The 25750-nt window shown below is 64.1% G+C and carries 21 protein-coding genes and 1 riboswitch; of the genes, 18 read left to right on the forward strand and 3 right to left on the reverse strand.

Annotated features, from left to right (window positions below; translation table 11 throughout):
- The first annotated feature begins 98 nt into the window (after positions 1 to 98).
- The 3 genes from ABWP89_RS09745 (at position 99) to ABWP89_RS09755 (ending at position 5225) form a co-directional block, all read left to right on the forward strand.
- On the forward strand, positions 99 to 1811 hold the full coding sequence (locus ABWP89_RS09745) for a class I adenylate-forming enzyme family protein (protein ID WP_353228933.1): 1713 nt from the start codon (positions 99 to 101) through the stop codon (positions 1809 to 1811).
- A 16-nt stretch (positions 1812 to 1827) separates the two neighbouring features.
- Positions 1828 to 4602, forward strand: a complete 2775-nt coding sequence (locus tag ABWP89_RS09750; RefSeq protein ID WP_353228934.1) for a [protein-PII] uridylyltransferase — start codon at positions 1828 to 1830, stop codon at positions 4600 to 4602.
- A gap of 62 nt (positions 4603 to 4664) precedes the next feature.
- On the forward strand, positions 4665 to 5225 hold the full coding sequence (locus tag ABWP89_RS09755) for a YqgE/AlgH family protein (protein WP_353228935.1): 561 nt from the start codon (positions 4665 to 4667) through the stop codon (positions 5223 to 5225).
- A 4-nt stretch (positions 5226 to 5229) separates the two neighbouring features.
- Here the strand turns inward: ABWP89_RS09755 and gltX are convergent, their stop codons facing one another.
- Positions 5230 to 6558, reverse strand: a complete 1329-nt coding sequence (gene gltX, locus ABWP89_RS09760; RefSeq protein ID WP_353228936.1) for a glutamate--tRNA ligase — start codon at positions 6556 to 6558, stop codon at positions 5230 to 5232.
- Between the two features lie 127 nt (positions 6559 to 6685).
- Here gltX and ABWP89_RS09765 point away from each other — a divergent pair, with 127 nt between their 5' ends.
- Positions 6686 to 8302 (forward strand): M20/M25/M40 family metallo-hydrolase, encoded by a 1617-nt coding sequence (locus ABWP89_RS09765; protein ID WP_353228938.1) that lies wholly within the window; start codon positions 6686 to 6688, stop codon positions 8300 to 8302.
- 97 nt (positions 8303 to 8399) lie between these two features.
- On the opposite strand, the gene ABWP89_RS09770 is transcribed toward ABWP89_RS09765, so the two are convergent.
- Positions 8400 to 10067, reverse strand: a complete 1668-nt coding sequence (locus tag ABWP89_RS09770; RefSeq protein ID WP_353228939.1) for an NAD+ synthase — start codon at positions 10065 to 10067, stop codon at positions 8400 to 8402.
- Between the two features lie 245 nt (positions 10068 to 10312).
- On the opposite strand from ABWP89_RS09770, the gene ABWP89_RS09775 reads away from it, so the two are divergent.
- Positions 10313 to 11248: a ribose-phosphate pyrophosphokinase gene (locus ABWP89_RS09775; protein ID WP_353228941.1), complete on the forward strand. Its 936-nt coding sequence runs from the start codon at positions 10313 to 10315 to the stop codon at positions 11246 to 11248.
- A gap of 33 nt (positions 11249 to 11281) precedes the next feature.
- Positions 11282 to 12061: an inositol monophosphatase family protein gene (locus tag ABWP89_RS09780; RefSeq protein ID WP_353228942.1), complete on the forward strand. Its 780-nt coding sequence runs from the start codon at positions 11282 to 11284 to the stop codon at positions 12059 to 12061.
- 45 nt (positions 12062 to 12106) lie between these two features.
- On the opposite strand, the gene ABWP89_RS09785 is transcribed toward ABWP89_RS09780, so the two are convergent.
- Positions 12107 to 12982, reverse strand: a complete 876-nt coding sequence (locus ABWP89_RS09785; RefSeq protein ID WP_353228943.1) for an OmpA family protein — start codon at positions 12980 to 12982, stop codon at positions 12107 to 12109.
- Positions 12983 to 13199: 217 nt separating this feature from the next.
- Positions 13200 to 13312: riboswitch (SAM-I-IV-variant riboswitch) on the forward strand.
- Between the two features lie 67 nt (positions 13313 to 13379).
- Here ABWP89_RS09785 and ABWP89_RS09790 point away from each other — a divergent pair.
- The 12 genes from ABWP89_RS09790 (at position 13380) to hisC (ending at position 25744) form a co-directional block, all read left to right on the forward strand.
- Positions 13380 to 14285, forward strand: a complete 906-nt coding sequence (locus ABWP89_RS09790) for a homoserine O-succinyltransferase (protein WP_353228945.1) — start codon at positions 13380 to 13382, stop codon at positions 14283 to 14285.
- Positions 14286 to 14468: 183 nt separating this feature from the next.
- Positions 14469 to 14672, forward strand: coding sequence for a 50S ribosomal protein L35 (gene rpmI, locus ABWP89_RS09795; protein ID WP_011444346.1), 204 nt, complete (start codon positions 14469 to 14471; stop codon positions 14670 to 14672).
- 13 nt (positions 14673 to 14685) lie between these two features.
- Positions 14686 to 15048 (forward strand): 50S ribosomal protein L20, encoded by a 363-nt coding sequence (rplT, locus tag ABWP89_RS09800; RefSeq protein WP_353228947.1) that lies wholly within the window; start codon positions 14686 to 14688, stop codon positions 15046 to 15048.
- A 106-nt stretch (positions 15049 to 15154) separates the two neighbouring features.
- Positions 15155 to 16243, forward strand: coding sequence for a phenylalanine--tRNA ligase subunit alpha (pheS, locus tag ABWP89_RS09805; RefSeq protein ID WP_353228948.1), 1089 nt, complete (start codon positions 15155 to 15157; stop codon positions 16241 to 16243).
- The gene (gene pheT / locus ABWP89_RS09810; RefSeq protein ID WP_353228950.1) at positions 16240 to 18639 is read left to right on the forward strand and encodes a phenylalanine--tRNA ligase subunit beta; all 2400 of its coding nucleotides are present in this window, start codon (positions 16240 to 16242) and stop codon (positions 18637 to 18639) included. Before pheS ends, pheT begins: the two co-directional genes overlap by 4 nt.
- 21 nt (positions 18640 to 18660) lie before the next feature.
- The gene (locus ABWP89_RS09815) at positions 18661 to 19545 is read left to right on the forward strand and encodes an aldose 1-epimerase family protein (protein WP_353228951.1); all 885 of its coding nucleotides are present in this window, start codon (positions 18661 to 18663) and stop codon (positions 19543 to 19545) included.
- Positions 19546 to 19547: 2 nt separating this feature from the next.
- The gene (locus tag ABWP89_RS09820; RefSeq protein ID WP_353228953.1) at positions 19548 to 19883 is read left to right on the forward strand and encodes a hypothetical protein; all 336 of its coding nucleotides are present in this window, start codon (positions 19548 to 19550) and stop codon (positions 19881 to 19883) included.
- A gap of 68 nt (positions 19884 to 19951) precedes the next feature.
- A complete protein-coding gene (locus ABWP89_RS09825; protein ID WP_353228955.1) occupies positions 19952 to 21493 on the forward strand; it encodes a peptide chain release factor 3 in 1542 nt (513 codons plus the stop codon).
- Between the two features lie 42 nt (positions 21494 to 21535).
- On the forward strand, positions 21536 to 22405 hold the full coding sequence (locus ABWP89_RS09830; protein WP_353228956.1) for an alpha/beta fold hydrolase: 870 nt from the start codon (positions 21536 to 21538) through the stop codon (positions 22403 to 22405).
- 214 nt (positions 22406 to 22619) lie between these two features.
- Positions 22620 to 22958: a P-II family nitrogen regulator gene (locus ABWP89_RS09835; RefSeq protein ID WP_353228957.1), complete on the forward strand. Its 339-nt coding sequence runs from the start codon at positions 22620 to 22622 to the stop codon at positions 22956 to 22958.
- 23 nt (positions 22959 to 22981) lie between these two features.
- Positions 22982 to 24412: an ammonium transporter gene (locus ABWP89_RS09840; protein WP_353228958.1), complete on the forward strand. Its 1431-nt coding sequence runs from the start codon at positions 22982 to 22984 to the stop codon at positions 24410 to 24412.
- A gap of 192 nt (positions 24413 to 24604) precedes the next feature.
- Complete coding sequence (gene hisC / locus ABWP89_RS09845; RefSeq protein WP_353228959.1) at positions 24605 to 25744, forward strand: histidinol-phosphate transaminase; 1140 nt, start codon at positions 24605 to 24607, stop codon at positions 25742 to 25744.
- Positions 25745 to 25750: the final 6 nt, after the last annotated feature.

Genomic DNA, 25750 nt, shown 5'->3' on the forward strand with positions numbered 1-25750 from the left:
CAGCGGCAGGGCGGTGTGAACGTGCAAAAGCGAATGGTAAGACACACGGGGTGGCCACTGTGACAGGGCCGAAACCCCGGCGGGAGATGGTGCCGACAATGAAGACCGAACTCGATCTTGCCCTGTCCCGCGTGATGGATGGGCTGGTTGCCGATGGCGGCATGTTCCAGCTGTCGTCGCATCGCCAGTTTGACCGCGATCTGCCGGTGATCGCCGCCGCGCCGCCCAGCCTGGCGCACTATTTCGGGCATTTCTGCGCCACGCATGGTGACAAGGAATTCCTGATCGACGGGGCCGTGCGGCTGACCTTTGCCCAGACGTATGCCGCGGCGCGGGTTGCAGCCACCGGGTTGGTGGCCGGGCACGGGGTGCAGCGTGGCGACCGCGTCGGCATTGCCGCGCGCAATTCGGCCAATTGGGTGGTGGCCTATATGGCGGTGCTGATGGCCGGCGGGGTCGCAGTGCTGCTGAATGGCTGGTGGTCGGGCGGCGAACTGGCGCACGGGATCGATATGGTCGGCTGCCGGCTGGTGCTGGCCGACCGCGGGCGCGCCGAACGGCTGACCGGGCACAACCATGGCGCGCAAGTGCTGTTGATCGAACACGATTGCGCACCGGGTGTCGGCCTGGCCGCGCTGGCCGCGAAGGGCGGCGATGCGGGCGTTTCGCTGCCCGATCTGACCGGCGATGATCTGGCCACCGTGCTGTTCACGTCGGGATCGACCGGCATGTCAAAGGGGGCCTATTCCGACCACCGTGGCGTGGTGCAGGGCACGATGAATTATGTCGCGCAGACGGTGATGGTGCTGGGCATGATGACCGCGCGCGGCACCGCGCCCGACCCATCGTCACAGCCGGTCGCGCTGGTCAATGTGCCGCTGTTCCATGTTACCGGCGAAGTGCCGGTGCTGCTGCAATCGTTCGCGATCGGGCGGAAACTGGTGATCATGCCCAAATGGGATGCGCGCACCGCGATGGAGCTGATTCAGCGCGAACGCGTGACCTATTTTGTCGGCGTGCCGCTGATGAGCTTTGAAATCGCCACGCATCCCGATCATGGCCACTATGACCTGTCCAGCTGCGTGACGTTTGCGGCCGGCGGCGCACCGCGCCCGGTGGACCATGTCACCCGCATCCGCAGCGAACTGCCGCATGCCTTTCCGATCCTGGGCTATGGCCTGACCGAAACCAACGGCGTGGGCTGTGGCAATTTCAATGAAAACTATATCGCCAAACCGGGCAGCACCGGCGCAGCATCGCGTCCGCTGGTCGATCTGGCGATCCTGGATGATGATGGCCACGCGCTGGGTGCCGGTGCGATCGGTGAGGTGGCGATCCGCAGCGTTGCCAATTTCATCGGCTATTGGGACAATCCCGATGCCACCCGCGCGGCGATCATGCCCGATGGTTATTTCCGCACCGGTGACCTGGGCTATGTGGATGAAGACGGCTATCTGTTCATCGTTGATCGCAAAAAGGACATCATCATCCGCGGCGGCGAAAATATCAGCTGTATCGAGGTGGAAAGCGCGATTTACGGCCACCCCGCGATTGCGGAGGCCAGCGTGTTCGGCCTGCCGCACGATCTGTATGGCGAAGTGCCGGCGGCGGTGTTCCTGGCCAAACCGGGCGCCACGCTGGATGGCGATGCCCTGCGCGCGTTCCTGGCCGAAAACATCGCCGCGTTCAAAATTCCGGTGAAATTCTGGCAAGTGACCGACCCGTTGCCGCGGTTGGGCACCGAAAAGGTTGATAAACGGGCTTTGCGTGAAACGTACCAGCGCGAATGGGCAGAGACTGTAAAAGTTTAATGCTATATCATCGGGCATGATGCTGTCCCGGATTCCCAATCAGCGCGCGATTATTGATCGTCGCACGCTGGCCGATTCGATCGCCGCGGTCGTTGCCGAACAGGGCGATGGCATGGTGGGTGCGAACGCGACCAGGGTGAGGCCCGCGATTGTCGAGATCCTGCGCGCCAGCATGGCCTCTGCCCGGGAGGAGCTTTCGCGGCGCCTGTCGGCGCATCCCTCGCACGGCACCGAATGCGTGCAGGGCTATGCCTTTCTGATCGATCAGATGGTGCGCGTGATCCACGATCACGTGGTCAACAACGTCTATCGCGCCAGCAACCGTTCGACCGGTGAACGCATCGCGGTGGTGGCGGTGGGCGGCTATGGCCGGGGCGAAATGGCGCCGCATTCGGATGTCGATATTGCCTTTGTCACCCCTGGCAAACCGACCGCCTGGTGCGAACAGGTGATTGAGGCGATCCTGTATTTCCTGTGGGATCTGGGGCTGAAGGTCGGCCATTCCAGCCGTTCGCTGGATGAACTGGTGCGCCAGGCCAAGGGCGACCTGACCATCCGCACCGCGCTGTTGGAAGGCCGCTATGTGTGGGGCGATCGCGCATTGCACGAAGAATCGCAGCGGCGGTTCTGGATCGATGTGGCCGCCGGCACCGAACGCGAATTCGTCGCGGAAAAGCTGGCCGAACGCAACGCCCGGCACAAACGGCTGGGCGACAGCCGCTATGTGGTCGAACCCAATGTGAAAGAGGGCAAGGGCTGCCTGCGCGATCTGCATGCCTTGTACTGGATCGGCAAATATATCCACAAAGTGCGCGACCCGTCGGAACTGGTCGATGTCGGGCTGTTGACCGGCAACGAATACCGCGCGTTTCGCCGTGCCGAAAACTTTTTCTGGGCGGTGCGTTGCCACCTGCACACCATCACCAACCGGCCCGAAGACCGGCTGACGTTTGATTTGCAGCGCGAAGTGGCGCTGCGCATGAATTTTGCCGATCGTCCGGGCAAAAGCGCGGTCGAACGTTTCATGCAGATGTTTTTCCTCCACGCGCGCCAGGTCGGATCGCTGACCGGGGTGTTTCTGGCGCAGCTGGACGACCAGTGGGCGACGCAGCGGCTGGGCTTTTTCGCCAAATTCCGCGCGCGGCGGCAGGCCGGGCGCAAGATCGGCATCTTTGCCGTGGTGGCCGGCAAAGTGGCGGCCGGGCCGGGCGATTTCTTTGCCGATGATCCGGTGCGGCTGATCGAACTGTTCCATGTGGCCGACCGCGAAGGCATGGAAATTCACCCCGAAACCATGCGCCAGGCGCACCGCGACGCCGGGCTGATCGATGCCGAGGTGCGGCGCGACCCGCGCGCCAACCAGATGTTCATGGATATCCTGACCAGCCGGCGCGACCCCGAAACGGTGCTGCGCTGGATGGGTGAGGCCGGCGTGTTCGGCCGCTTTATCCCCGATTTCGGCCGGGTCGTGGCGCAGATGCAGTTCGACATGTATCACCACTATACCGTCGATGAACACACCATCCGCGCGATCGGGCTGTTGTCGCGGATCGAACGCGGGGACGAACGCGAACTGCACCCGCTGGCCAGCGACGTGATCGGCCAGATCGCCTCGCGCCGGGTGCTGTACGTGTCGGTCATGCTGCACGACATTGCCAAGGGCCGGCATGGCGATCATTCGGTGCTGGGCGCCGACGTGGCGATGAAGCTGTGCCCGCGGCTGGGAATGAGCCCCGCCGAAACCGAAATGGTCGCCTGGCTGGTGCGCTGGCACCTGTTGATGAGCGCGACTGCGTTCAAACGCGATCTGGCCGATGCCAAGACCATCTCCGATTTTGCCGGCCAGGTGCAAAGCGTGGAACGGCTGCGGCTGCTGCTGCTGCTGACGATTGTCGATATCCGCGCGGTGGGCCCTGGCATCTGGAATTCGTGGAAACGGCAGTTGCTGGGCGATATCTATGTCGCCACGCACGAAGTGCTGCGGCTGGGGCACAAGCAGTATGGCCGCGCCAACCGCATCGCTGCCAAGAAAAAGGCAGTGGCCGCGATCCTGCAGGAACGCGACGCGCTGATCGGCACGGTTGGCCGGCAGCTGGTCGATGCCTATTGGATTGCCGAACCCGAAGACATCATCGCGATGAACCTGCAACAGCTGGATATCGCGCTGGATGAACCGCTGTCGATAGAGGCACGCTATTACCCCGCGCGCGGGGCCACGCTGGTCACGGTAATCGCCGCCGACCATCCGGGGCTGTTCTACCGCATTGCCGGCGGCATCCACGTGGCCGGCGGCAACATCATCGATGCGCGCATCCACACCACGCGCGGCGGGGTGGCGGTCGACAATTTCCTGGTGCAGGACCCGATCGGCCGCCCGCTGAGCGAGGCGTCACAAATGGCCCGGCTGAAAATCGCGATCGGCGATGCCCTGGCCAACAAGGCCAAACTGCTGCCGCAACTGGCCGCCCGCCCGCTGGCACGCCCGCGCGCCGACGCGTTTGAGGTTCACCCGATCGTGATTTTCGACAACGCCGCCTCCGACCGCTTCACCGTGATCGAGGTCGGCGCGCTCGACCGCCCGGCGCTGCTCAGCCGGCTGGCCCGCGCGCTGTTTGAGGGCCGCCTGATGGTCCATTCCGCGCACATCGCCACCTATGGCGAACGCGCGGTCGACACGTTCTATGTCACCGACGTGCTGGGCAGCAAGGTGACAGGCGAATCCCGCCTGCGCACGATCGAACGCCGGCTGATCGAGGCGGCGGGCGAGGGCGTGGCCAAGGTCGCGGCGTAGGATTCGGCTTCCACCACAACAGCCCCGTTCCCAACCGCTGCGCGCCAGCGTATCATGGTGCGATGACCGAGGCGCGATATCTGGGTGGGGCGATTTTGCTGGCGATGCCGGGCATGGGTGATCCGCGGTTTGATCATGCGGTGATCGCGATGTGTGTGCATGATGCCAATGGCGCGCTGGGGATCGGCGTGGGTGCGATCCATCCGGCGGTCACGCTGCACGGCTTGCTGGATGATATCGGCATTGCGCCGGGGGTCGCGCCCGATGCGCCGGTGCATCTGGGCGGCCCGGTCGAACAAGCCCGCGGGTTTGTGCTGCACAGCCCTGATTGGGATGGGCCGGGCACGCTGGCGGTGTCGGACCAATGGAACCTGAGCGCATCGACCGAAGTGCTGCGCGCGATTGCCGCCGGTGATGGGCCGGATCACTGGCTGGTGGCGCTGGGCTATGCCGGGTGGGGTGCGCGCCAGCTGGAGGGCGAGATGCGCCAGCACGGCTGGTATGCCGCCACCGGGCGCGCGGGCGTTTTGTTCGATACCCCCGCGCCCATGCGCTGGCAGGCGGCGTGGCGCGCCGAAGGGATTGATCCGGCGCATCTGGTGGCCGCAACCGGGCGGGCGTGATGCTTCAACCGCGCAGGCGCGCCAGTGCCTCATCACGGCCGATCAGCGGCAGCAGAGCCTTCATGTCCGGGCCGTGGTCCATGCCGGTCAGCGCCTGGCGCAGCGGCAGGAACAGCGGTTTGCCCTTGCGGCCGGTCGCGTCCTTCAGCGCGGTGGTCAGTGCGGACCACGGATCGGTGGTCCAATCGATTTCCGCCGCCAGCATGGCGGCGGTGTCGAGATAGCTGCGGGTTTCGGCATCGACGGCGGGCGCCGTGATCGGGCCTTTGATCACCTGCCACCAGTCCGCCGCTTCGCTCACCCGGGTCAGGTTGGGGCGGATCGCGGCCCAGGTGGCATCGTCCATCCCCGCCGGCAGCCGGTCGGCCACGCGGGTGCGCGGCAGGTGGTGGATGACCGCGGCGTTCACGCGTTCCAGCTCCACTTCGTCAAACCGCGCGGGCGCGCGGCCGAACCGGGACAGATCGAACGTTGCGGCCAGTTGCGCGGCATCCAGCGCGGGATCGACCGGATCGGACGTGCCCAGCCGCGCCAGCAGCGCGACGATCGCTTCGGGCTCGATACCTGCCTCGCGCAAGTCGGCGACGCCCAGCGCACCCAGCCGTTTTGACAGTTTGCCCTCCGCCCCGGTCAGCAGCGCGGCATGGGCAAAGCGGGGGATGCTGGCGCCCAGCGCGGTGAACATCTGCACTTGCGTGGCGGTGTTCGACACATGGTCTTCACCGCGCAACACATCGGTCACGCCCATGTCGATATCGTCGATCACGCTGGGCAGCATATACAGCCAGCTGCCATCGGCGCGGCGCACCACCGGGTCGGAAATCTGGCGCGGATCAAACCGCTGTTCACCGCGGATGGCGTCTGCCCAGCCGATCGGGCGGTCATGGTCGATCAAAAACCGCCAGTGCGGCAGATCGCCGGCAGCGGCACGCGCGGCATGGTCGGCCTCGGTCAGCGCCAGCGCTGCGCGGTCGTAAATCGGCGGCAACCCGCGCGACAGCAGAACTTTGCGCCGCAAGTCCAGCTCGCCCTGGCTTTCATAACAGCGATAGACGCGGCCCTGGGTCGCCAGCCCGGCAAACGCCGCCTCATAAATGGCAAAGCGCGCGGACTGGCGTTCTTCGCCATCGGGATGCAGCCCCAGCCAGGCCAGATCAGCACGGATCGCCACGACGTGTTCTTCGCGGCTACGGACAATGTCGGTATCATCGATGCGCAGCAGGAACCGCCCGCCATGGCGCTGCGCCAGCAGCCAGTTGTGCAGCGCGGCGCGGATATTGCCGACATGCAGCCGGCCGGTGGGCGAAGGGGCAAAGCGGGTTACAATGGTCATGGTTGCCCTATAGCGTGTCGCCGCGCACGCGCCAGCCCCGCCCCTTTGCGCCATTGCCTATCAGGCGGTTGCGCCGGGCGCCCGGTGGGATAAGCTGGACCGCAGACCACCAGAAGGATCCCCACCGATGCCCATCCGCCCGATATCGACCTCACTGCTCGCGCTCGCGCTGGCAATCCCGATGGCGCCGGCGTGGGCCGATCCGGCGCCCGACCCGGCCATCGCCAAAATCATCGATGAAGGCATGGAACGCAGCCAGGTGATGGCCACCGCATCGGCGCTGATGGACGGGATCGGGCCGCGCCTGACCAATTCGGACAACCAGCGCCGCGCGACAGCCTGGGCGATCGAACGGCTGAAAAGCTATGGCCTGACCAATGTCCACGAAGAACCGTTCTATTTCGGTCTGGGCTGGAATCTCGATAGCTATTCGGTCAGCATGGTGGCCCCCCGCACATTGCCGCTGACGGTGATCCCGGTGGCCTGGTCGCCGCCCACGACGGGCACGCTGACCGCGCCGGTGATCGTCGCGCCGATGTCGAAAGAGGAACACTTTGCCAAATGGAAGGGCAAGCTGGCGGGCAAGATCGTGCTGATATCGATGCCGGGCGAAACCAGCGAAACCAAGGAAGGCATTTTTCAGCGCTATTCCGACAAGGAAATTGCCGAGCTGGATCATTATGATCAGCCCGAATTCGATCCGCTGAAAACCCCGCGCTGGCTGAAAATACTGCCGTTCCGCGAAAAGCTGGTGCAGTTTGCAAAGGATGAGGGTGCGCTGGCGGTGGTGTGGAAAAGCTATCGCGATGGCAAACTGGTATCGGGCGAAGGCTATGCCAATCAGCCCGGCCACACGCTGGCGCTGCCGACGATCGAAATGGCGCAAGAGGATTACCGGCGGCTGGTGCGGCTGTCGATCACCGGCCCGGCCCCGCGGCTAAGCGTTGCGGTGGCGGCACATTATGACGACAAACGGCTGGATGGCACCAACATCGTCGCGGAAATCGCCGGCAGCGATCCGCGCGCGGGCGTGGTGATGGCCGGCGCGCATTTCGACAGCTGGATCGCGGGCGATGGCGCCAGCGACAATGGCGCAGGATCGGTCGCGGTGATCGAGGCCGCGCGGCTGATCCACAGCCTGGGCACCCAACCGCGCCGCACCATCCGGTTTGTGTTGTGGACCGGAGAGGAACAGGGCGAACTGGGCAGCCTGGCCTATGTCAGCCAGCATTTTGCATCGCGCCCGGTCGATCCCGCACTGACCGGGTTCATGGCCGAGGAGGCCTGGGGGCGGGCGTTTCCGATCACGCCAAAGCCCGAATATGCGTCGATCAAGGCCTATTTCAACGTCGACGACGGGTCGGGCAAATTGCGCGGCATTTATGACGAGGGCAACCCCGCCGCCGCCGCGCTGCTGGGCGAATGGCTGGCCCCGTTCAAACCGATGGGCGCGGGCACGGTGGTCGCCAGCCGCACCCACGGCACCGACCACGAAAAATTTCAGGCGATCGGCCTGCCTGGGTACCAGTTCATACAGGACCCGCTCGATTACGAAACGCGCGTCCACCATTCCACGCTCGACACGCTGGACCATATGCGTGGCGATGACATGCGGCAGGTATCGGTCGTGTTTGCCGGCATGATCTGGCAGGCCGCGACCAGCGACAAGGAACTGCCGCGCCTGCCGATCCCTGCGAAACCACTGGCAAGCGATCCGTTCAAGGTCGCCGATCCGGAGGATTGAGGGGGTACGGGGTGGAGAACGTCCCCAGACCCTCCGTCTCCCCGGGTCAAGCCCGGGGAGACGATGAATTATTGGTTTTACATGCTTTTTCCAGCCGTTACGCCGTGCGGAACCCGTGCGTGATCGGGTACCGCCGGTCGCGGCCAAAATTGCGCACGCCCAGTTTGACGCCCGGCGGCGCCTGGCGGCGCTTGTATTCGGCCAGGTGGACCAGGTGTTCGATGCGCTGCACGGTGGCGCGGTCAAACCCTTCGGCCACGATCTGGTCCACGCTGCGTTCCTGTTCGATCAGGTCGTTCAGGATGGCATCGAGCACGGCGTAATCGGGCAGTGAATCCGAATCCTTCTGGTCGGGGCGCAATTCCGCGCTGGGCGGTTTGGTGATTACGCGGGTGGGCATGACCGGGCCCTGGGGGCCCAGGCCGATCTTGGGGCACTTGTCGTTGCGCCAGCTCGAAATCGCGAAGACGGTGGTTTTGTACGCGTCTTTCAACGGGTTATAGCCGCCGTTCATGTCGCCATAGATGGTGGCGTAACCGACGCTCATTTCGCTCTTGTTGCCGGTGGTGATCAGCATCGGGCCAAATTTGTTCGACAGCGCCATCAGCGTGGTGCCGCGAATGCGCGATTGCAGGTTTTCCTCGGTCAGATCGGGCGCGCGGCCATCAAACACCGGCGCCAGCATATCGGTATAGCCGGCCACTGCCGGTTCGATCGGGATGGTATCCAGCCGCGTGCCCAGCATGGCGGCGCAACCCGCGGCATCCTCCAGGCTTTCGGCGCTGGTGTACTGGCTGGGCAGCATCACGCACCACACCCGTTCTGCGCCCAGCGCATCGACCGCGATCGCGGCGGTGATCGCCGAATCGATCCCGCCCGACAGGCCGAGCACGACGCCCGGAAAACGGTTTTTTTCGACATAGTCGCGCAATGCCATGACCATCGCGCAATAGATGTCTTCGGGATGTTCGGTCAGGTCGGCGACCGGCCCGGCGGTGCAGCGCCAGCGGTGGCCATTGCCCACGCGCACCCGGCTCCATTCTGTGCGGATGACCGCCTCTTCCCAATCGGGCGCCTGCACCCACAGCGCGCCTTCGGGACCGACGACAAAGCTGGCGCCATCGAACACCACTTCGTCCTGCCCGCCAACGCGGTTGACGAACACCAGCGGCACCCCGGTATCGGCCGACCGGCGCTTGGCCACGCCATCGATGCGCAGTTCGTTCTTGTCGATTTCATAGGGGCTGCCGTTGACGCAGATCAGGATTTCCGCGCCCAGCTGCGCCAGGTGGCGGCACACATCGGGATGCCAGATATCCTCGCAGATCGGCAGGCCCAGCATCACGCCCTTGAACAGCACCGGTTCGGGCAGCGGGCCGGGCAGAAAATAGCGCTTTTCATCAAAGGTGCCGTAATTGGGCAATTCGTATTTGAACCGCACCGCCGCGATCCGCCCGCCATCCAGCAGCGCCACCCCGTTGTGCAGCGCGCCATCGCGCACAAACACGCTGCCCACCAGCATGGCCGGGCCGCCATCGGCAGTATCCAGCGCCAGCAGTTCTAGTTCCTGCGCGGCGCGCGCGATCAAGGCCGGTTTCAGGATCAGGTCTTCGGGCGGATAGCCGATCAGCTGCATTTCGGGAAAGACGATCAAATCGCTGTCGCCGGCGCTGGCACGCACCGCGCGCATCGCCGCCGCATTGGCGGCCAGATCGCCGACCTGCTGGTTGAGCTGGGCTAGCGTGATGATCAATCGGTCGGCCATGATGTCCTGTCGCGTGGGTGTCGTGTCGGCTTTATGGGCGATCTGCGCTGCGCCGCAAGGGTCTGTCCACCGATCGCACGGGGCGATGTGTTGCAAAGCTGTCATCATGGGCTAAGGCCCGGGCATTGCATGCCCGATGATTCGTTCGGCTGGCCGAAAAACCCGGCAACAGGGTGGACGGCCTTCGGTCAAATCGTGGCCGTGTTCGATTGATGGTGGTCAGCCAGGGACGAATTGGGGAACCCATGAAGATCATGTCGGGCAACGGCAATCTGCCGCTCGCACGGGCCATCACGGCCTATCTGGAAGTGCCGTTGACCGAGGCATCGGTGCGGCGCTTTGCCGATGAAGAAGTGTTCGTGGAAATCCACGAAAACGTGCGCGGCGAAGATGTGTTCATCGTGCAATCGACCAGTTTTCCCGCCAACGACAATCTTATGGAATTGTTGATCTGCATCGATGCGCTGCGGCGCGCCTCGGCCAAGCGGATTACTGCGGTTGTCCCCTATTTCGGCTATGCCCGGCAGGACCGCAAACCCGGGCCGCGCACGCCGATCTCGGCCAAGCTGGTCGCCAATCTGATCACCACTGCGGGCGCCGATCGCGTGCTGGCGGTCGATCTGCACGCCGGGCAGATCCAGGGCTTTTTCGATATCCCCACCGACAACCTGTTCGGCGCGCCGGTCATGGCCGCCGATATCCAGACCCGCTATGGCGGCGAAGGGCTGATGGTGGTGTCGCCCGACGTGGGCGGAGTGGTGCGCGCGCGTGCGCTGGCCAAACGGCTGGACAATGCGCCGCTGGCGATTGTCGACAAACGCCGCGACCGGCCCGGCCAGTCCGAAGTGATGAACATCATCGGCGATGTGAAAGGCCGGATGTGCATCCTGATTGACGATATCATCGATTCGGGCGGCACGCTGTGCAACGCCGCGCAGGCGTTGATGGAGGCGGGTGCCACCGGCGTCGCCGCCTATATTACCCACGGCGTGCTGTCGGGCGGCGCAGTGGCGCGCGTCGGCAATTCGGCGTTGAAGGAACTGGTGATCACCGACACCATCCTGCCCACCCAGGCGACGCGCGAATGCAGCCGTATCCGGGTGTTGACGATCGCGCCGCTGATTGGCGAAGCGGTGCGGCGGATCGCGGATGAAAGCTCGGTCAGCAGTCTGTTCGATTGACCTTTCGGGCCGGGCTTGGCATCGCGTCGTCCCATGAAACTCGACGCAGAAATCGCCCTTGCCCACCGTCTGGCCGATGCCGCCGGTGCGGCCATCCGCCCGCATTTTCGCGCCGCGGGGTTTGAGCGCAAGGGCGACAGCACGCCGGTGACGGTGGCCGACCGCGCCGCCGAATCCGCGATGCGCGCGATCATCGCCGCCGAATGGCCCGATGACGGAATTATCGGCGAAGAATTCGGCGTGACCGAGGGCACATCCGGGCGGTCGTGGGTGCTCGACCCGATTGATGGCACCACCGGGTTTGTTGCCGGGCGGGCGCTGTTTGGTACTTTGATTGCGCTGGTGGTCGATGGCTTTCCGGTGCTGGGCGTGATCGATCAGCCAATCCAGCGCGAACGCTGGCTGGGGGTGATCGGCCGTCCGACTTTGTTCAATGGCGCCGAAGTGCGCACCCGCGCCTGTTCCGCGCTGGCCGAGGCGGCGATCGCCACCACCGGGCCGCATTATTTCAGCGCGCACGATGGCGAACATTTCATGGCGCTGGCCGCGCGCACCGATCACAAGCGCATGGTCATGGGCGGCGATTGCTATAACTATGCCATGCTCGCCAGCGGGCACCTGGATGTGGTGTGCGAATCGAACTTGAAATTGTATGACTGGGCCGCGCTGGTCCCGGTGGTCGAAGGCGCGGGCGGGGTGATGGCCGACTGGAACGGCGACCCGCTGCGCCAGGGATCGGACGGCCACGTGCTGGCACTGGGCGATGCCGCTCGGCTGGACGACGTGGTTGAGGCGCTGGCCTGCGGGCATTGAGAGCAAGGCCACGCCAGTTTGGCCGGCGCGCCGGTTGTCCTGGATTTACATCCCGTCAAGGCCTTTGCTGACCAGGATATTGACCGACACACGGCGGTTCTGGGCTTTGCCTTCGGCGGTGTCGTTGGGTGCGAGGGGATCGGCTTTGGCCATCCCGGTCGGGGTGAGCATGCGATAGGGTTTCCAGTGGCAGGCCTGCTGCAGAAAATTGATCACGCTGCCCGCCCGTCGTTCGCTTAACACCTGGTTGAATTCATCGCCTCCGGTGGAATCGGTATAACCTACGACCAGCATCAGGGCATTGTTGGTTGTCTCGGCTGCGGTTGCCGTCGTGCACAGATCGGCCTTGGCCTTTGCTGAAAGCGCTGCCTTGCCAGTGTCGAAGAACACATTGGTCGTGCTCTTGATATTGTACTTGTCGATATCCCCCATGCGGCCGCGCAACGCCTCGGTTGCCGCTGCTTGCTCGTCAAAGCGCTGCGCAGTGCCGTTGCGGATCATCGTCGCGGTCTTGAGGTCGTTGTTCTTGAACGTGATCTGGCTTGCCACGAGGCCGCTGGCTGATTGCATCGTCCTGACTGTCACGGGAAGGCCGTTGAGCAAGGAGTCGGCGGAGAGTTTGCCGCCACTGCCGCCAAACAGGCCTGCGCCAGCCTTGATCCGGGTCGCATCATTGATCGCGATGATCGTGCTTGTGCCGTCGGCGGCGGTGACTTTCAGCTTGTCGCCGCTATGGGCAAAGATCACGCCCTTGATCTCGGGCCCGGCCGTCAGCACAGGCGCCTCAGGCGGTCGCTCGCCATTCACGGTAATATTGGAATCGCGCGGCTCCTGCTGCTGTGCAGACGCGCTGCCCGCGGCGGGAACAGCCAGAACGGCAAGCAGCAGAAGAGGTCCCGGTTTTTTGCAGTTGGCGCGCACCACACAGCTCCTTCGATATGTATCAGGCCCGTTACGTGTTCAGCTTTAGCTGTCTGACGCATTAACAGCTTTGGCACGACTCGGGGCTGAACCGGTGGTACGGGCAAATCATGCGGCGAACCGATACTGTGCCCTGCGCACAAGCGGACTTACACGTTCCGGCTGATTGTGGTGTCGTGCCACCGGTTGCAATCCGCGCCCTGCCTCGCTAAATCACCCGCAACATCAAGAGTTGGGGGCGACCCCGACGCCAACCTGCCGGCAACCGGGCAAGGTGGCGCCTTTCGCGACGAAAGGGATGTGGCCGTGGCGGCAACCAAACGGAGCCAAGGCCCGCATTCCTGTTATCCGTGGAAGCGCCCCCGCGCCCAGGTGTCGGTGTGCCAAGGATAAACCCGTGCCGATCCGTATTGCCGACAATCTGCCCGCCCGCCGCACGCTCGAATCCGAAGGGGTGATCGTGATGGGCGAAACCGAGGCGGCGCGGCAGGATATCCGGCCAATGCGCATCGCGCTGCTGAACCTGATGCCCGACAAGATCACCACCGAAACGCAAATCGCGCGCGTGCTGGGCGCAACGCCGCTGCAGGTGGAACTGGAACTGCTGCGCATCACCGACCATGTCAGCAAGAACACCGCCGCCGGGCACATCGCCAATTTTTACCGGCCCTGGACCGAAGTGGAGCACGAAAAGTTTGACGGGCTGATCGTGACCGGCGCGCCGGTGGAAACGCTGGCGTTTGAACAGGTGACCTATTGGGATGAACTGGCGCGGATTTTCGACTGGAGCCAGACCCACGTTCACCGCACGCTGACGCTGTGCTGGGGGGCAATGGCGGCGATGTACCATTTTCACGGGGTCGGCAAACACGACCTTTCGACCAAGGCATCGGGGGTGTTTGCGCACCGCAACTGCGCGCCTGCCTCACCCTGGCTGCGCGGGCTGCCCGACCGGTTCGATGTGCCGGTGTCGCGCTGGGCCGAAGTGCGGCAGGGCGATTTGCCCGTCAACGGTGGCCTGGCCGTGCTGGCCGACAGTGACGAAGTGGGGCTGTGCCTGGTCGATGACCCGGCGCACCGCGCGCTGCACATGTTCAACCACCTGGAATACGATACGCTGACATTGGCCACGGAATATGCCCGCGATGCCGGCGCATACGTGCCGCAACACTATTTCCCGGGCGATGATCCGGCGGCGGCGCCGGTCAACACCTGGCGAGGGAGCGGGCATATCCTGTACGGCAACTGGATCAACGAAGTGTACCAGACCACGCCGTTCGATCTGGCCGCGATCGGGGAGTGACCGAAAATTCCTCCCCGATTCGGGGAGGATGGCGTGGCGCACTGGCACCAAACGCCCAATCCGCTTGCCTTTTCGCGCGGGCACACCTAAGCGCGCCGCTTCATCCGGCGTGCCGCATGAGATTCGCCTGGCCAACAGGGCTGCCACGGCGAGTTCAGGCTGCCAGAACAACAGGAGACAAAAATGCCCAAGCTCAAAACCAAGAGCGGCGTCAAGAAGCGGTTCAAACTGACCGCTTCGGGTAAGGTGAAGCACGGCGTTGCCGGCAAGCGTCACCGCCTGATCAGCCACAATGCCAAATACATCCGTCAGAACCGCGGCACTGAAGTGATTTCCGATGCAGATGCAAAGGTGATCAAGAAGTGGGCGCCCTACGGGCTCAATTGAGAGGGACTGACTGATGGCACGTGTTAAACGGGGTGTAACCACCCGCACCAAGCATAAGCGTCTTCTTGATGCCGCCAAGGGCTTTCGCGGCCGGCGCAAGAACACCATCCGCGTCGCGCGGCAGGCGGTCGAAAAGGCCGGCCAGTACGCGTATCGCGACCGCAAGGTCAAAAAGCGGACTTTCCGCGGCCTGTGGATTCAGCGTATCAACGCTGCTGTCCGCGCCGAAGGGCTGACCTATTCGCAGTTCATTCACGGCACCAAGCTGGCCGGGATCGAACTCGATCGCAAATCGATGGCCGATCTGGCGATGAACGAAGGTGGCGTGTTTACCGCCATCATCGCGCAGGCGAAGGCGGCCTTGCCGGCGGCCTGATCGCTTCCGGACGATTGCATACCCAAAAGGGCGCCGTCCGCAGGGATGGCGCCCTTTTTGCTTTTGGTTGGATTCGCGCGCGTTTGGCGCTAGCGGCGGTGGCATCATGGAACAGCTCAATCAGACACTGGCGGCGATTGCCGCAGCCGATACGCTTGATGCGGTCGAAACCTTGCGCGTGGCCGCGCTGGGCAAACAGGGCTGGGTTTCCGCCCTGCTGAAAACATTGGGCGCGATGAGCCCCGACGAACGCCTGGCCCAGGCCCCGGCGATCCAGGCCGCGCGCGAGGCAGTGACCGTGGCGCTGGCCACACGCAAAGGCGCGTTGGAACATGCCGTTCTCGAAGCGCGACTGGCCGCCGAACGTGTCGATCTCACGCTGCCTGCGCCCGAAACCCCGCGCGGGTCGGTTCATCCGGTCAGCCAGGTGATGGACGAACTGGCCGAAATTTTTGCCGATCTGGGTTTTGCCGTCGCCAGTGGGCCCGAAATCGAGGACGACTGGCACAATTTCACCGCGCTCAACATGCCCGAAACGCATCCGGCGCGCGCGATGCACGACACGTTCTATTTCCCCGATCGCGATGAAGCCGGGCGGTCGATGCTGTTGCGCACGCACACGTCGCCGGTGCAGATCCGCACCATGCTGCGTGATGGCGCACCGTTGCGGATTATCGCGCCGGGCCGGGTCTATCGGTCGGACAGCGATGCCACGCACACGCCGATGTTTCATCAGATCGAAGGGCTGGTGATCGACAAGGGCATTCACCTGGGCCATCTGAAATGGACGCTGGAAACGTTTTTGAAGGCGTTTTTTGAACGCGATGACATCGTCCTGCGGCTGCGCCCCAGCTATTTCCCGTTCACCGAACCTTCGGTCGAGGTCGATGTCGGCTTCACGCTGACGGGCGGCAAACGCGTGGTCGGCGGCGATGGCGATGCGCCCGGCGGCGGCTGGATGGAAGTGCTGGGGTCGGGCATGGTCAACCGCCATGTGATCGCCGCCGGCGGGCTTGATCCCGATGAATGGCAGGGCTTTGCGTTTGGCACCGGGGTCGATCGGCTGGCCATGCTGAAATACGGGATGGATGATTTGCGCGCGTTTTTCGATGGCGACGGCCGTTGGCTGGCGCATTACGGCTTTGCCGCCGCCGATGTGCCGACACTGTCGGGCGGGGTGGGAGCGCGGTCATGAAATTTGCGCTGTCCTGGCTCAAACGCCATCTCGACACCACCGCCGATGCCGCCACGATTGCCCGCGCGCTGACCGCGCTGGGGCTGGAAATCGAAGGTGTGAGCGATGCGGCGGCCGCGCTGGCGGCGTTTCGCATCGCGCGCGTGCTGAGCGCCGATCGTCATCCGCAGGCGGACAAGCTGCAAGTGCTGTCGGTTGATCTGGGTGATGGCACACCGTTGCAAGTGGTGTGCGGCGCGCCCAATGCCCGCGCCGGGATGATCGGCGTGCTGGGCACCGCCGGCGCGATCGTGCCCGCCAACGGCATGGAATTGCGCAAAAGCGCGATCCGCGGGGTCGAATCCAACGGCATGATGTGTTCCACCCGCGAACTGGGGCTGGGTGACGAACACGACGGGATTATCGAACTGCCCGCCGATGCGCCGGTCGGCACCAGTTTTGCCGATTATATCGGGTCTGACCCGGTGTTCGATGTGGCAATCACCCCCAACCGGCCCGATTGCATGGGCGTGCATGGCATCGCGCGCGATCTGGCCGCCGCCGGCGTCGGCACGCTGCTGCCCATCACGGTGGCACATGTCGCAGGCACTTATCCGTGCCCGATCGAAATTCGCACCGATGATCCTGCCGGTTGCCCGGCGTTCTATGGCCGCGTCATTCGTGGTGTGCGCAATGGCCCCAGCCCGCAATGGCTGGCTGATGCGCTGAAAAGCGCAGGGCAGCGCCCGATATCGGCGCTGGTCGATATCACCAACTATGTCATGCTGGGCTATGGCCGCCCGGCGCATGTCTATGACCTGGCAAAGCTGACCGGCGCGGTGGTGGCGAGGGCTGCGGCACCGGGCGAAACGGTGCGCGCGCTCAATGGCCGTGACTATGCGCTGGAACCGTGGATGACGGTCATCGCCGATGACGCCGGGGTGCACGATATCGCCGGCATCATGGGCGGCGAACATTCGGGTTGCAGCGATGCGACCACCGACGTCCTGCTGGAGGTTGCGTATTTCAACCCCGCCGCGATTGCCCGCACCGGGCAGGCGCTGGCGCTGACATCGGATGCGCGCGGGCGGTTCGAACGCGGCGTCGATCCGGGGTTTCTCGACACCGGCATCGACCTGCTGACCGCGCTGATCGTGGAGATTTGTGGCGGCGAACCCAGTGCAATCGTGCGCGCGGGATCGCCCCCGGCGGCGGACAAGCTGGTAGCCTATGACCCGGCGCTGGCCGGCCGGCTGGGCGGGATTGACGTGCCGCAGGCCGAACAGCGCCGCATCCTGGCCGCGCTGGGGTTTGGCGTGGCGGGCGAAGGGCTGTGGCGCGTTGCCGTGCCCGGCTGGCGCCCCGATATCGATGGCGCCGCCGACCTGGTGGAAGAGGTGATCCGCGTCCACGGGCTGGATGCGGTGCCATCCACCCCGTTGCCGCGTGCGGCGGGGGTGGCGCTGCCCACCGCGACCCCGGCACAGACGCTGGAACGCCGGCTGCGCCGCGCGGCGGCCGCGCGTGGCAGCCACGAAGCGGTGACCTGGTCGTTCCTGCCGGCGGGGGCGGCGGAACATTTTGCCGAGCCCGATCAGCCCTTGTGGCGGCTGGCCAATCCGATTTCCGAAGACCTGAAGGTCATGCGGCCATCGCTGCTGCCGGGTCTGCTGATGGCGGCGCGGCGCAATGTCGATCGCGGCGCGGCGAGTATCCGGCTGTTCGAGATTGGCCGGCGCTATCTGCGCGGCGCCGGCGGCGCCAGCGATGAAGTGCCCAGCCTGGCCATGGTCCTGGCCGGCGAACGCACTCCACGCGGTTGGTCCACTGGCAAAGCCGCCCTGTTCGACGCGTTCGATGCCAAGGCAGAGGCGCTGGCGCTGCTGGCCGAGGCGGCCGCGCCGGTCGACAACCTGATGGTGATGGGCGACGCCGGGGCACAGTTCCACCCGGGCCAGTCGGCCACGCTGCGGCTGGGGCCAAAGACGGTCCTGGCACGGTTCGGGCTGTTGCATCCGGCCACGTTGAAGGCATTTGATCTGGCCGGGCCGGTGGCGGTGGTCGAACTGTTTCTGGACCGCTTGCCCGCGAAAAAGTCCGGTGCCGGGTTTGCGCGGCCCGCCTATGCGCCGCCGGCCTTGCAGGCGGTCACGCGCGATTTTGCCTTTGTCATCGCGCTTGACCGGCCCGCTGCCGATGTGGTGCGCGCCGTGCGCGGCGCGGACAAGGCCAACATTGTCGCCGCGCGCGTGTTCGACGATTTCCGCGGGAGCGGCGTGCCCGAAGGCATGCGCAGCCTGGCCATCGAGGTGACGCTGCAACCGGTCGAAAAAAGCTATGACGAACCGGCGTTGAAGGCGATTGCCGATCGCGTGGTGGCGGCGGTGGCCAAACTGGGCGGCACGTTGCGCGGGTAACAGGCATCGGGGGGCTGCGGCATGACGGACGACCTGATCACGATCGCCAATGATCGGCTGTCGGCGCGGATTGCGCCGCTGGGGGCGGAACTGTGGTCGCTGACCGACATGCAGGGCCGTGAATACATGACCGACGCCGATCCGGCGTTCTGGGGCGGTCACGCGCCGCTGCTGTTTCCGGTGGTGGGTGCGGTGGCGGATGGCCGCATCTGCGTTGATGGCGCGGACCATGATCTGCCGCGCCACGGCTTTGCGCGGCACAGCCGGTTTGATGTGATCGAACAGGCGGGCGATGCGGTGCGTTTTCGCCTGACCGACACGCCGGAAACGCGCGCCGCCTATCCCTATGGCTTTGCGCTCGACATGGCGTTTCACCTTGATGGCTGGAATCTGCACATGGCGGCCAGTGTGACCAATCCCGGCACCACGCTGCTGCCGTTCAGTTTCGGCTATCATCCTGCCTTTGCCTGGCCGTTGCCGGGTCACGCCGCGAAAGCGGATCACCGTCTGACTTTTGCGCAGGACGAACCGCAATCGGTGCGCCGCGTCGCGCGCGATACCGGGCTACTGTTGCCCGACCCCGAACCGACGCCGGTGCAGGGGCGCGACCTGATGCTGGATCAGGTGCTGTTCGATGCCGACGCGCTGATCTGGACCGATCTTCACAGCCGCGCGCTGCGCTATGGCGCGCCCGGCGGCGCGGCGCTCGACATCACCTTTCCCGATACGCCGATGCTGGGGCTGTGGCAGGTACCGGGCGCGCGCTATATTTGCATCGAACCCTGGCAGGGGCATGCCGATCCGCAGGGGTTTGCGGGTGATTTCACCACCAAGCCGGGGCTTGTCATGCTGGCGCCTGGCGCGGTAGCGTCGTTTCGTCTGTCGGTCGGGGTCATTGAGCCATGATTATGCGTGCACGGATTGTGCTGCCGCTGTTGCTGGTCATTCTGGCGGTGCTGTTTGCGGTGGCAATGCTGTTCCCGCGCGGCGGGGAAAAGCTGGTGGCGCGGGCCATGACCAAGGTTTCGTCCGAACCGCTGCGCGATTGCCTGGCCACCGGGCTGGGGCTCAATGTGCCGTGGCAGGGCACCGCACCGGCGATGCATGCCGACAGATTCGGCCTGCGTGTGGTGGTGGGCGACAACGGCCATGACCGCCAGGTCGGTCTGTTTACCGATGGCGGCCAGCCATTGTCGAGCAGCCAGAGCGCCGCGCTGCAAGCCTGTCTGGCGTTGAAGGATTGATAAAGTCACGGCCGCTGGCCCTGTAAAAACCGGGTCACATTTTGCTCCGCATGGTTTAGGGGCATCCCATGTCCCAGGATTCCATCTCCAACCGCCGCACTTTTGCCATCATCTCGCACCCCGACGCGGGCAAGACCACGCTGACCGAAAAGCTGCTGTTGCAGGGCGGGGCGATCCACCTGGCGGGTGAGGTCAAGGCGCGCGGCCAGGCGCGGCGCGCGCGGTCGGACTGGATGAAGATCGAACAGCAGCGCGGGATTTCGGTGACCAGCTCGGTCATGACCTTTCAAAAGGACGGGATTGTCTTCAACCTGCTCGATACGCCCGGGCATGAGGACTTTTCCGAGGATACCTATCGCACGCTGACCGCGGTGGATTCGGCGATCATGGTGATCGACGCGGCCAAGGGTATCGAACCGCAGACGCGCAAACTGTTTGAAGTGTGCCGGATGCGGTCGGTGCCGATCATCACCTTTGTCAACAAGGTCGACCGCGAAGGACGCAGCGTGTTCGAAACGCTGGACGAAGTGGCCGATGCGCTGGCGCTGGATGTCGTGCCGATGTCCTGGCCGATCGGCCTGGGCGGGCAATTCGAAGGCGTGCTGAACTTTGCGACCGGGCTGATTGCGCGGCCCGAAGGCGATTCGCGCGAATTTCTGGGGCGCAATGATCCGCTGGCCGACGCCACGATCCCGGCGGTGGTGGCCGAGGAAATTGAACTGGCGCAAATGGGCTATCCCGAATTTGATCTGGCCGCCTATCGCCATGGCGACATGACGCCGGTCTATTTCGGGTCCGCGCTGAAGGGGTTTGGCATTGCCGAACTGATCGATGCGATCGCGCGGTTCGCCCCGCCGCCGCGCCCGCAATCATCCGATGTGGGCGTGATCGATCCGTCGCGCGCCGATGTCACCGGGTTCGTGTTCAAGGTGCAGGCCAATATGGACCCGCAGCACCGCGACCGCATCGCGTTCATGCGCATGGTGTCGGGCACGTTCCGGCGCGGCATGAAACTGATCCCGTCGGGGCTGGGCAAGCCGATCGCGGTGCATTCGCCCATCCTGTTCTTTGCCCAGGACCGCGAAATCGCCGATACGGCAGAGGCCGGCGATATCATCGGCATCCCCAACCATGGCACGTTGCGGGTGGGCGATACGCTGTCTGAACGCAACGATGTGCGCTTTACCGGGCTGCCCAATTTTGCGCCGGAAATCCTGCGCCGCGTGGCGCTGAAGGACCCGACCAAGACCAAACAGCTGCGAAAGGCGCTGGACGACTTGTCGGAAGAGGGCGTGATCCAGGTGTTCTATCCCGAAATCGGCGCGCAGTGGATTGTTGGCGTGGTCGGGCAATTGCAGCTTGATGTGCTGATCTCGCGGCTGGAGGCGGAATACAAGGTGGCCGCCGTGCTGGAACCATCGCCGTTCGATACCGCGCGCTGGATCAAGGGCAGTGAGGCGGCGATCAAGGGTTTTACCGATTTCAACATGTCGAACCTGGCGCGCGACCGCGATGGCGATGCCGTGTTCATGGCGCGGTCGGCCTGGGATGTGGGATACCAGCAGGAACGCAATCCCGACCTGGTTTTTTCCGCCACAAAAGAAAGATAGCGGGGTCTTGCCAGCGCGGTTTGTGCGCGCCAATTAGGCGCCATGAACCTGCTTGGCCCCACTTCGAACACCTTCACCTCGCAACGCCTGCGGCTGCACTATGTCGACTGGGGCAATGCGGACAAACCGCCGCTGCTGCTGATCCACGGCGGACGCGACCATTGCCGCAGCTGGGACTGGACCGCCGAACGCCTGCGCGATGACTGGCATGTGATCGCGCTGGACCACCGCGGCCACGGCGACAGCGAGTGGGCATCCGACGGCAATTACCGCGTGATGGACATGGTCTATGACGTGGCGCAGCTGATCCACCAGCTCAATCTGGCACCGGTGACGATCGTGTCGCATTCGATGGGCGCCAACGTATCGCTGCGCTATGCCGGGCTGTTTCCCGAAGATGTGCGCAAACTGGTGGCGATCGAGGGGATTTTCCCCACCCCGGAATGGGAAATGCGGATGAAGGACGTGCCGTTTGCGCGGCGCGTGCGCGATTATATCGGCGAAAAGCGCAAAGCAGCGGGCCGACTGCCGCGCCGCTATGCCACGCTGGCCGATGCCTATGGCCGGATGAAGGCGGAAAATCCCTATCTGACCGAGGAACAGGCCCGGCACCTGACCATCCACGGGATCAACCGCAACGAAGACGGCACGTTCACGTGGAAATTCGATCCCTATGTCCACATCGATCATCCCTATGACATTTCGACCGAGCGCAAACACGAATTCTGGGCGGCGATCACCTGCCCCACGCTGCTGCTGAACGGGGCGGATTCGTGGGCCGGCAATCCCGACCGCGATGGCCGGGCCAAAATCTTTCGCAACGCCACGGTGATGGAATTTGCCGATGCCGGGCACTGGCTGCACCATGACCAGTTCGAACGGTTCATCGCCACGCTGAAGGATTTTCTGTAAGCGCCCTCGTACTTCCCAAACAAAGTTCCCTGCCTAAATTTTAGGCAAAAATCGCGACCTTGCGCGTTATTTGGGCGGATATGGCCACCCCGGTTAACCAGCAATCGCTCGGAAATGGGCCAATCAGGGCATATACTGATCTGGCACGCATCTTGCTTTTAACCCTTGGCGCCCGGTTGCGAGTTTTCGTGCCGGGTCTGTTTAGGGGGCATGAATGCAATACATCATCGCCATCATCAAGCCGTTCAAGCTCGACGAAGTGCGTGAAGCGCTGTCGGGCATGGGCGTTGCCGGGATGACAGTGTCGGAAGTCAAGGGCTTCGGTCGGCAGAAAGGCCAGACCGAAATCTATCGCGGCGCCGAATACACCACCAATATGCTGCCAAAGGTAAAGCTTGAGATTGCTGTGTCGGACGATCTGGCGCCGCGTATCATCGAAGCGATCCAGCAGACCGCCAACACTGGGGCAATCGGCGATGGCAAGATCTTTGTGATCGATCTTGCCTCTGCCACGCGCATCCGCACCGGTGAAACCGGGGATACCGCCCTGTGATGTCCGACATGAAGGGAAACCATATGATCCGCAAAATGATCAGTGGCGTCGTGGGGTCAGCGATCATGCTGGGCACTGCAACGACCGCTTTCGCCGACGCGGCGATGATCAAGGCACCAACCGTCGCCCAGCAGGCGACGATGGTCAACAAGGGTGACACCACCTGGATGCTCGTTTCGTCGGCACTGGTGCTGATGATGAGCGTACCGGGCCTGGCGCTGTTTTACGGCGGTCTGGTGCGTACCAAGAACATGCTCAGCCTGTTGATGCAGGTGTTCATGATCGTGTCGGTCACCGGGTTGCTGTGGGCGACGGTCGGCTATTCGATGGCGTTCACCACCGGTCCGACGCCGGCGCTGACCCCGTATATCGGCGGCTTTTCAAAAGCGCTGATGATGGGTGTGAACGGTTCGACCTATGCGGCGACGTTCTCTGACAACGTCTACATCCCCGAACTGTGCTATTTCGTGTTCCAGATGACGTTTGCGATGATCACCCCGGCGCTGATCGTGGGTTCGTTTGCCGAACGCATCAAGTTCACCCCGCTGATCGTGTTTGTCGTGCTGTGGTCGCTGCTGGTCTATTACCCGGTTGCACACATGGTGTGGTACTGGGCAGGCCCGGACTTCACCTCAGACACCCCGACCGAAGGTGGCCTGTTGTGGGCCAAGGGCGCGCTCGACTTCGCCGGCGGTACCGTCGTGCACATCAATGCCGGCATCGCCGGGATGGTCGGCTGCCTGATGATCGGCAAGCGGGTTGGTTTTGGCAAGGAAAACACCCCGCCGCATTCGTTGACCATGACCATGATCGGCGCATCGCTGTTGTGGGTGGGCTGGTTCGGTTTCAACGCCGGGTCCAACCTTGAAGCCAACGGCATTACCGCGGTTGCTTTCGTCAACACCATGCTCGCCACTTGCGCTGCTGCGGTCAGCTGGGCGCTGATCGAACAGATCGTCCACAAAAAGCCTTCGATGCTGGGCGCTGCCTCGGGCGCGGTGGCAGGTCTGGTCGCGGTTACACCGGCTTCGGGTTATGCCCATCCGATGACTGCGCTGGTGCTGGGTCTGATCGTTTCGCCGATCTGCTTTGCCTTCGTCACCACGGTAAAGAACAAGTTCAAGTATGATGATACGCTGGACGTGTTCGGCATCCACTGCGTTGGCGGCATCACCGGCGCGCTGGGTACTGCGATTGTTGCCAACCCCGCGCTCGGCGGTCAGGGCATCACCGATTACACAAAGTTCCCGTCGGTCGTGAACACCACCTATGACACCGTGGGTCAGCTGATGATCCAGGGCGAAGCGGTGCTGATCACGCTGCTGTGGTCGGGTATCATCTCGGCGATCCTGTACTTTGTGATCGACAAGACCATCGGCCTGCGTCCGACCGAAGATGCCGAGCGTGAAGGGCTCGACATCACAGAACACGGCGAACGCGCCTACAACTACTAAGTTTTTTACCAGCTTGGCAGGGTGGGTGGGATGATCCTCTCCCCATTCCACCCCCCTGCCGGACCATGTTCCTCCTGCGAACGCACTCGGGCCGGAAGATTCGTCTTCCGGCCCTTTTTTCGTCTGCAGCGCAAGGTGCGTGGCGCCTTTCGGCAGTTTCCTTGGCGCGCGAACCCGGATAAGGCGCGAGGCATGACCTCGCCCGCGCTTCCTTCTGCCGCCGCGCCTGCCCTGGCCGCGCGTCCCCAGCCAAAACCGTGGATCGCCGCGATCCATGCCTATGTCCCGGGCAAATCGACCGGCACCGACGGCGCCGCGCTGATCAAGCTGTCGGCCAATGAAAATCCGCTGGGTGCCAGCCCGCTGGCGCAAGCGGCGCGCGCCCATGCTGGTGATCAGGCGCGCTATCCCGATCCCGACAGCGTGGCGCTGCGCAACGCGCTGGGGCACCTGCATGGCATCGCCACCGATCGCGTGGTCATGGGCACCGGGTCAGACGAATTGCTCAACCTGGCGGCGCAGGCGTTTGCGGGGCCGGGTGACGAGGTGGTCTATGTCCGTTTCGGCTTTTCGGTCTATGACATTGCCGCGCGGCGCTGCGGGGCGACGCCGATCGTGGCGCCTGATCGCGATTACGGCACCGATGTGGATGCGCTGCTGGCGGCGGTCACCCCGGCCACGCGCGTGGTTTTTCTGGCCAACCCCAACAACCCCACCGGCAGCTATATCGGCCGGGAAGAGGTTGCGCGGCTGCACGCGGGCTTGCGCCCCGATGTCCTGCTGGTGATTGACCAGGCTTATGCCGAATATGTCGCGGCGGAGGCCGACGATGGCGCCTTTGCGCTGGCGCAGCGCAGCCACAATGTGCTGGTCACCCGCACATTTTCAAAGATTTACGGGCTGGCGGGCGAACGCGTCGGCTGGGCCACCGGTGATCCGGCGCTGGTGGATATGCTCAACCGCATCCGCGGCCCGTTCAACCTGTCGCTGTCGGCGCAGGCAACCGCGCTGGCGGCGGTCGCCGATCAGGCGTTTGTGGAGCAGTCACGCGCGCACAACGCGCGCGAACGGGCGCGGTTTGTGGCTGCACTGGCGACGCTGGGCAACCATGGCCTGCGCCCCTTGCCCAGCGAAGCCAATTTCGTGCTGATCGAATTTATGGGCGCGCTGACGGCACAGGCTGCCTATCTGGCGCTGATGGACCATGGCTATATCACCCGCTGGCTGCCGGGGCAGGGCCTGCCGCAATGCCTGCGCATCACCATCGGCACGCCTGAACAGATGGACCACATCGCGGTGGTGCTGGCGCAGCTGGCCGGGGCCGCGGCGTGAACGCCG

This window comes from Novosphingobium sp. (assembly GCF_040398825.1).
In the GTDB taxonomy this organism is placed as follows: Bacteria; Pseudomonadota; Alphaproteobacteria; order Sphingomonadales; family Sphingomonadaceae; genus Novosphingobium.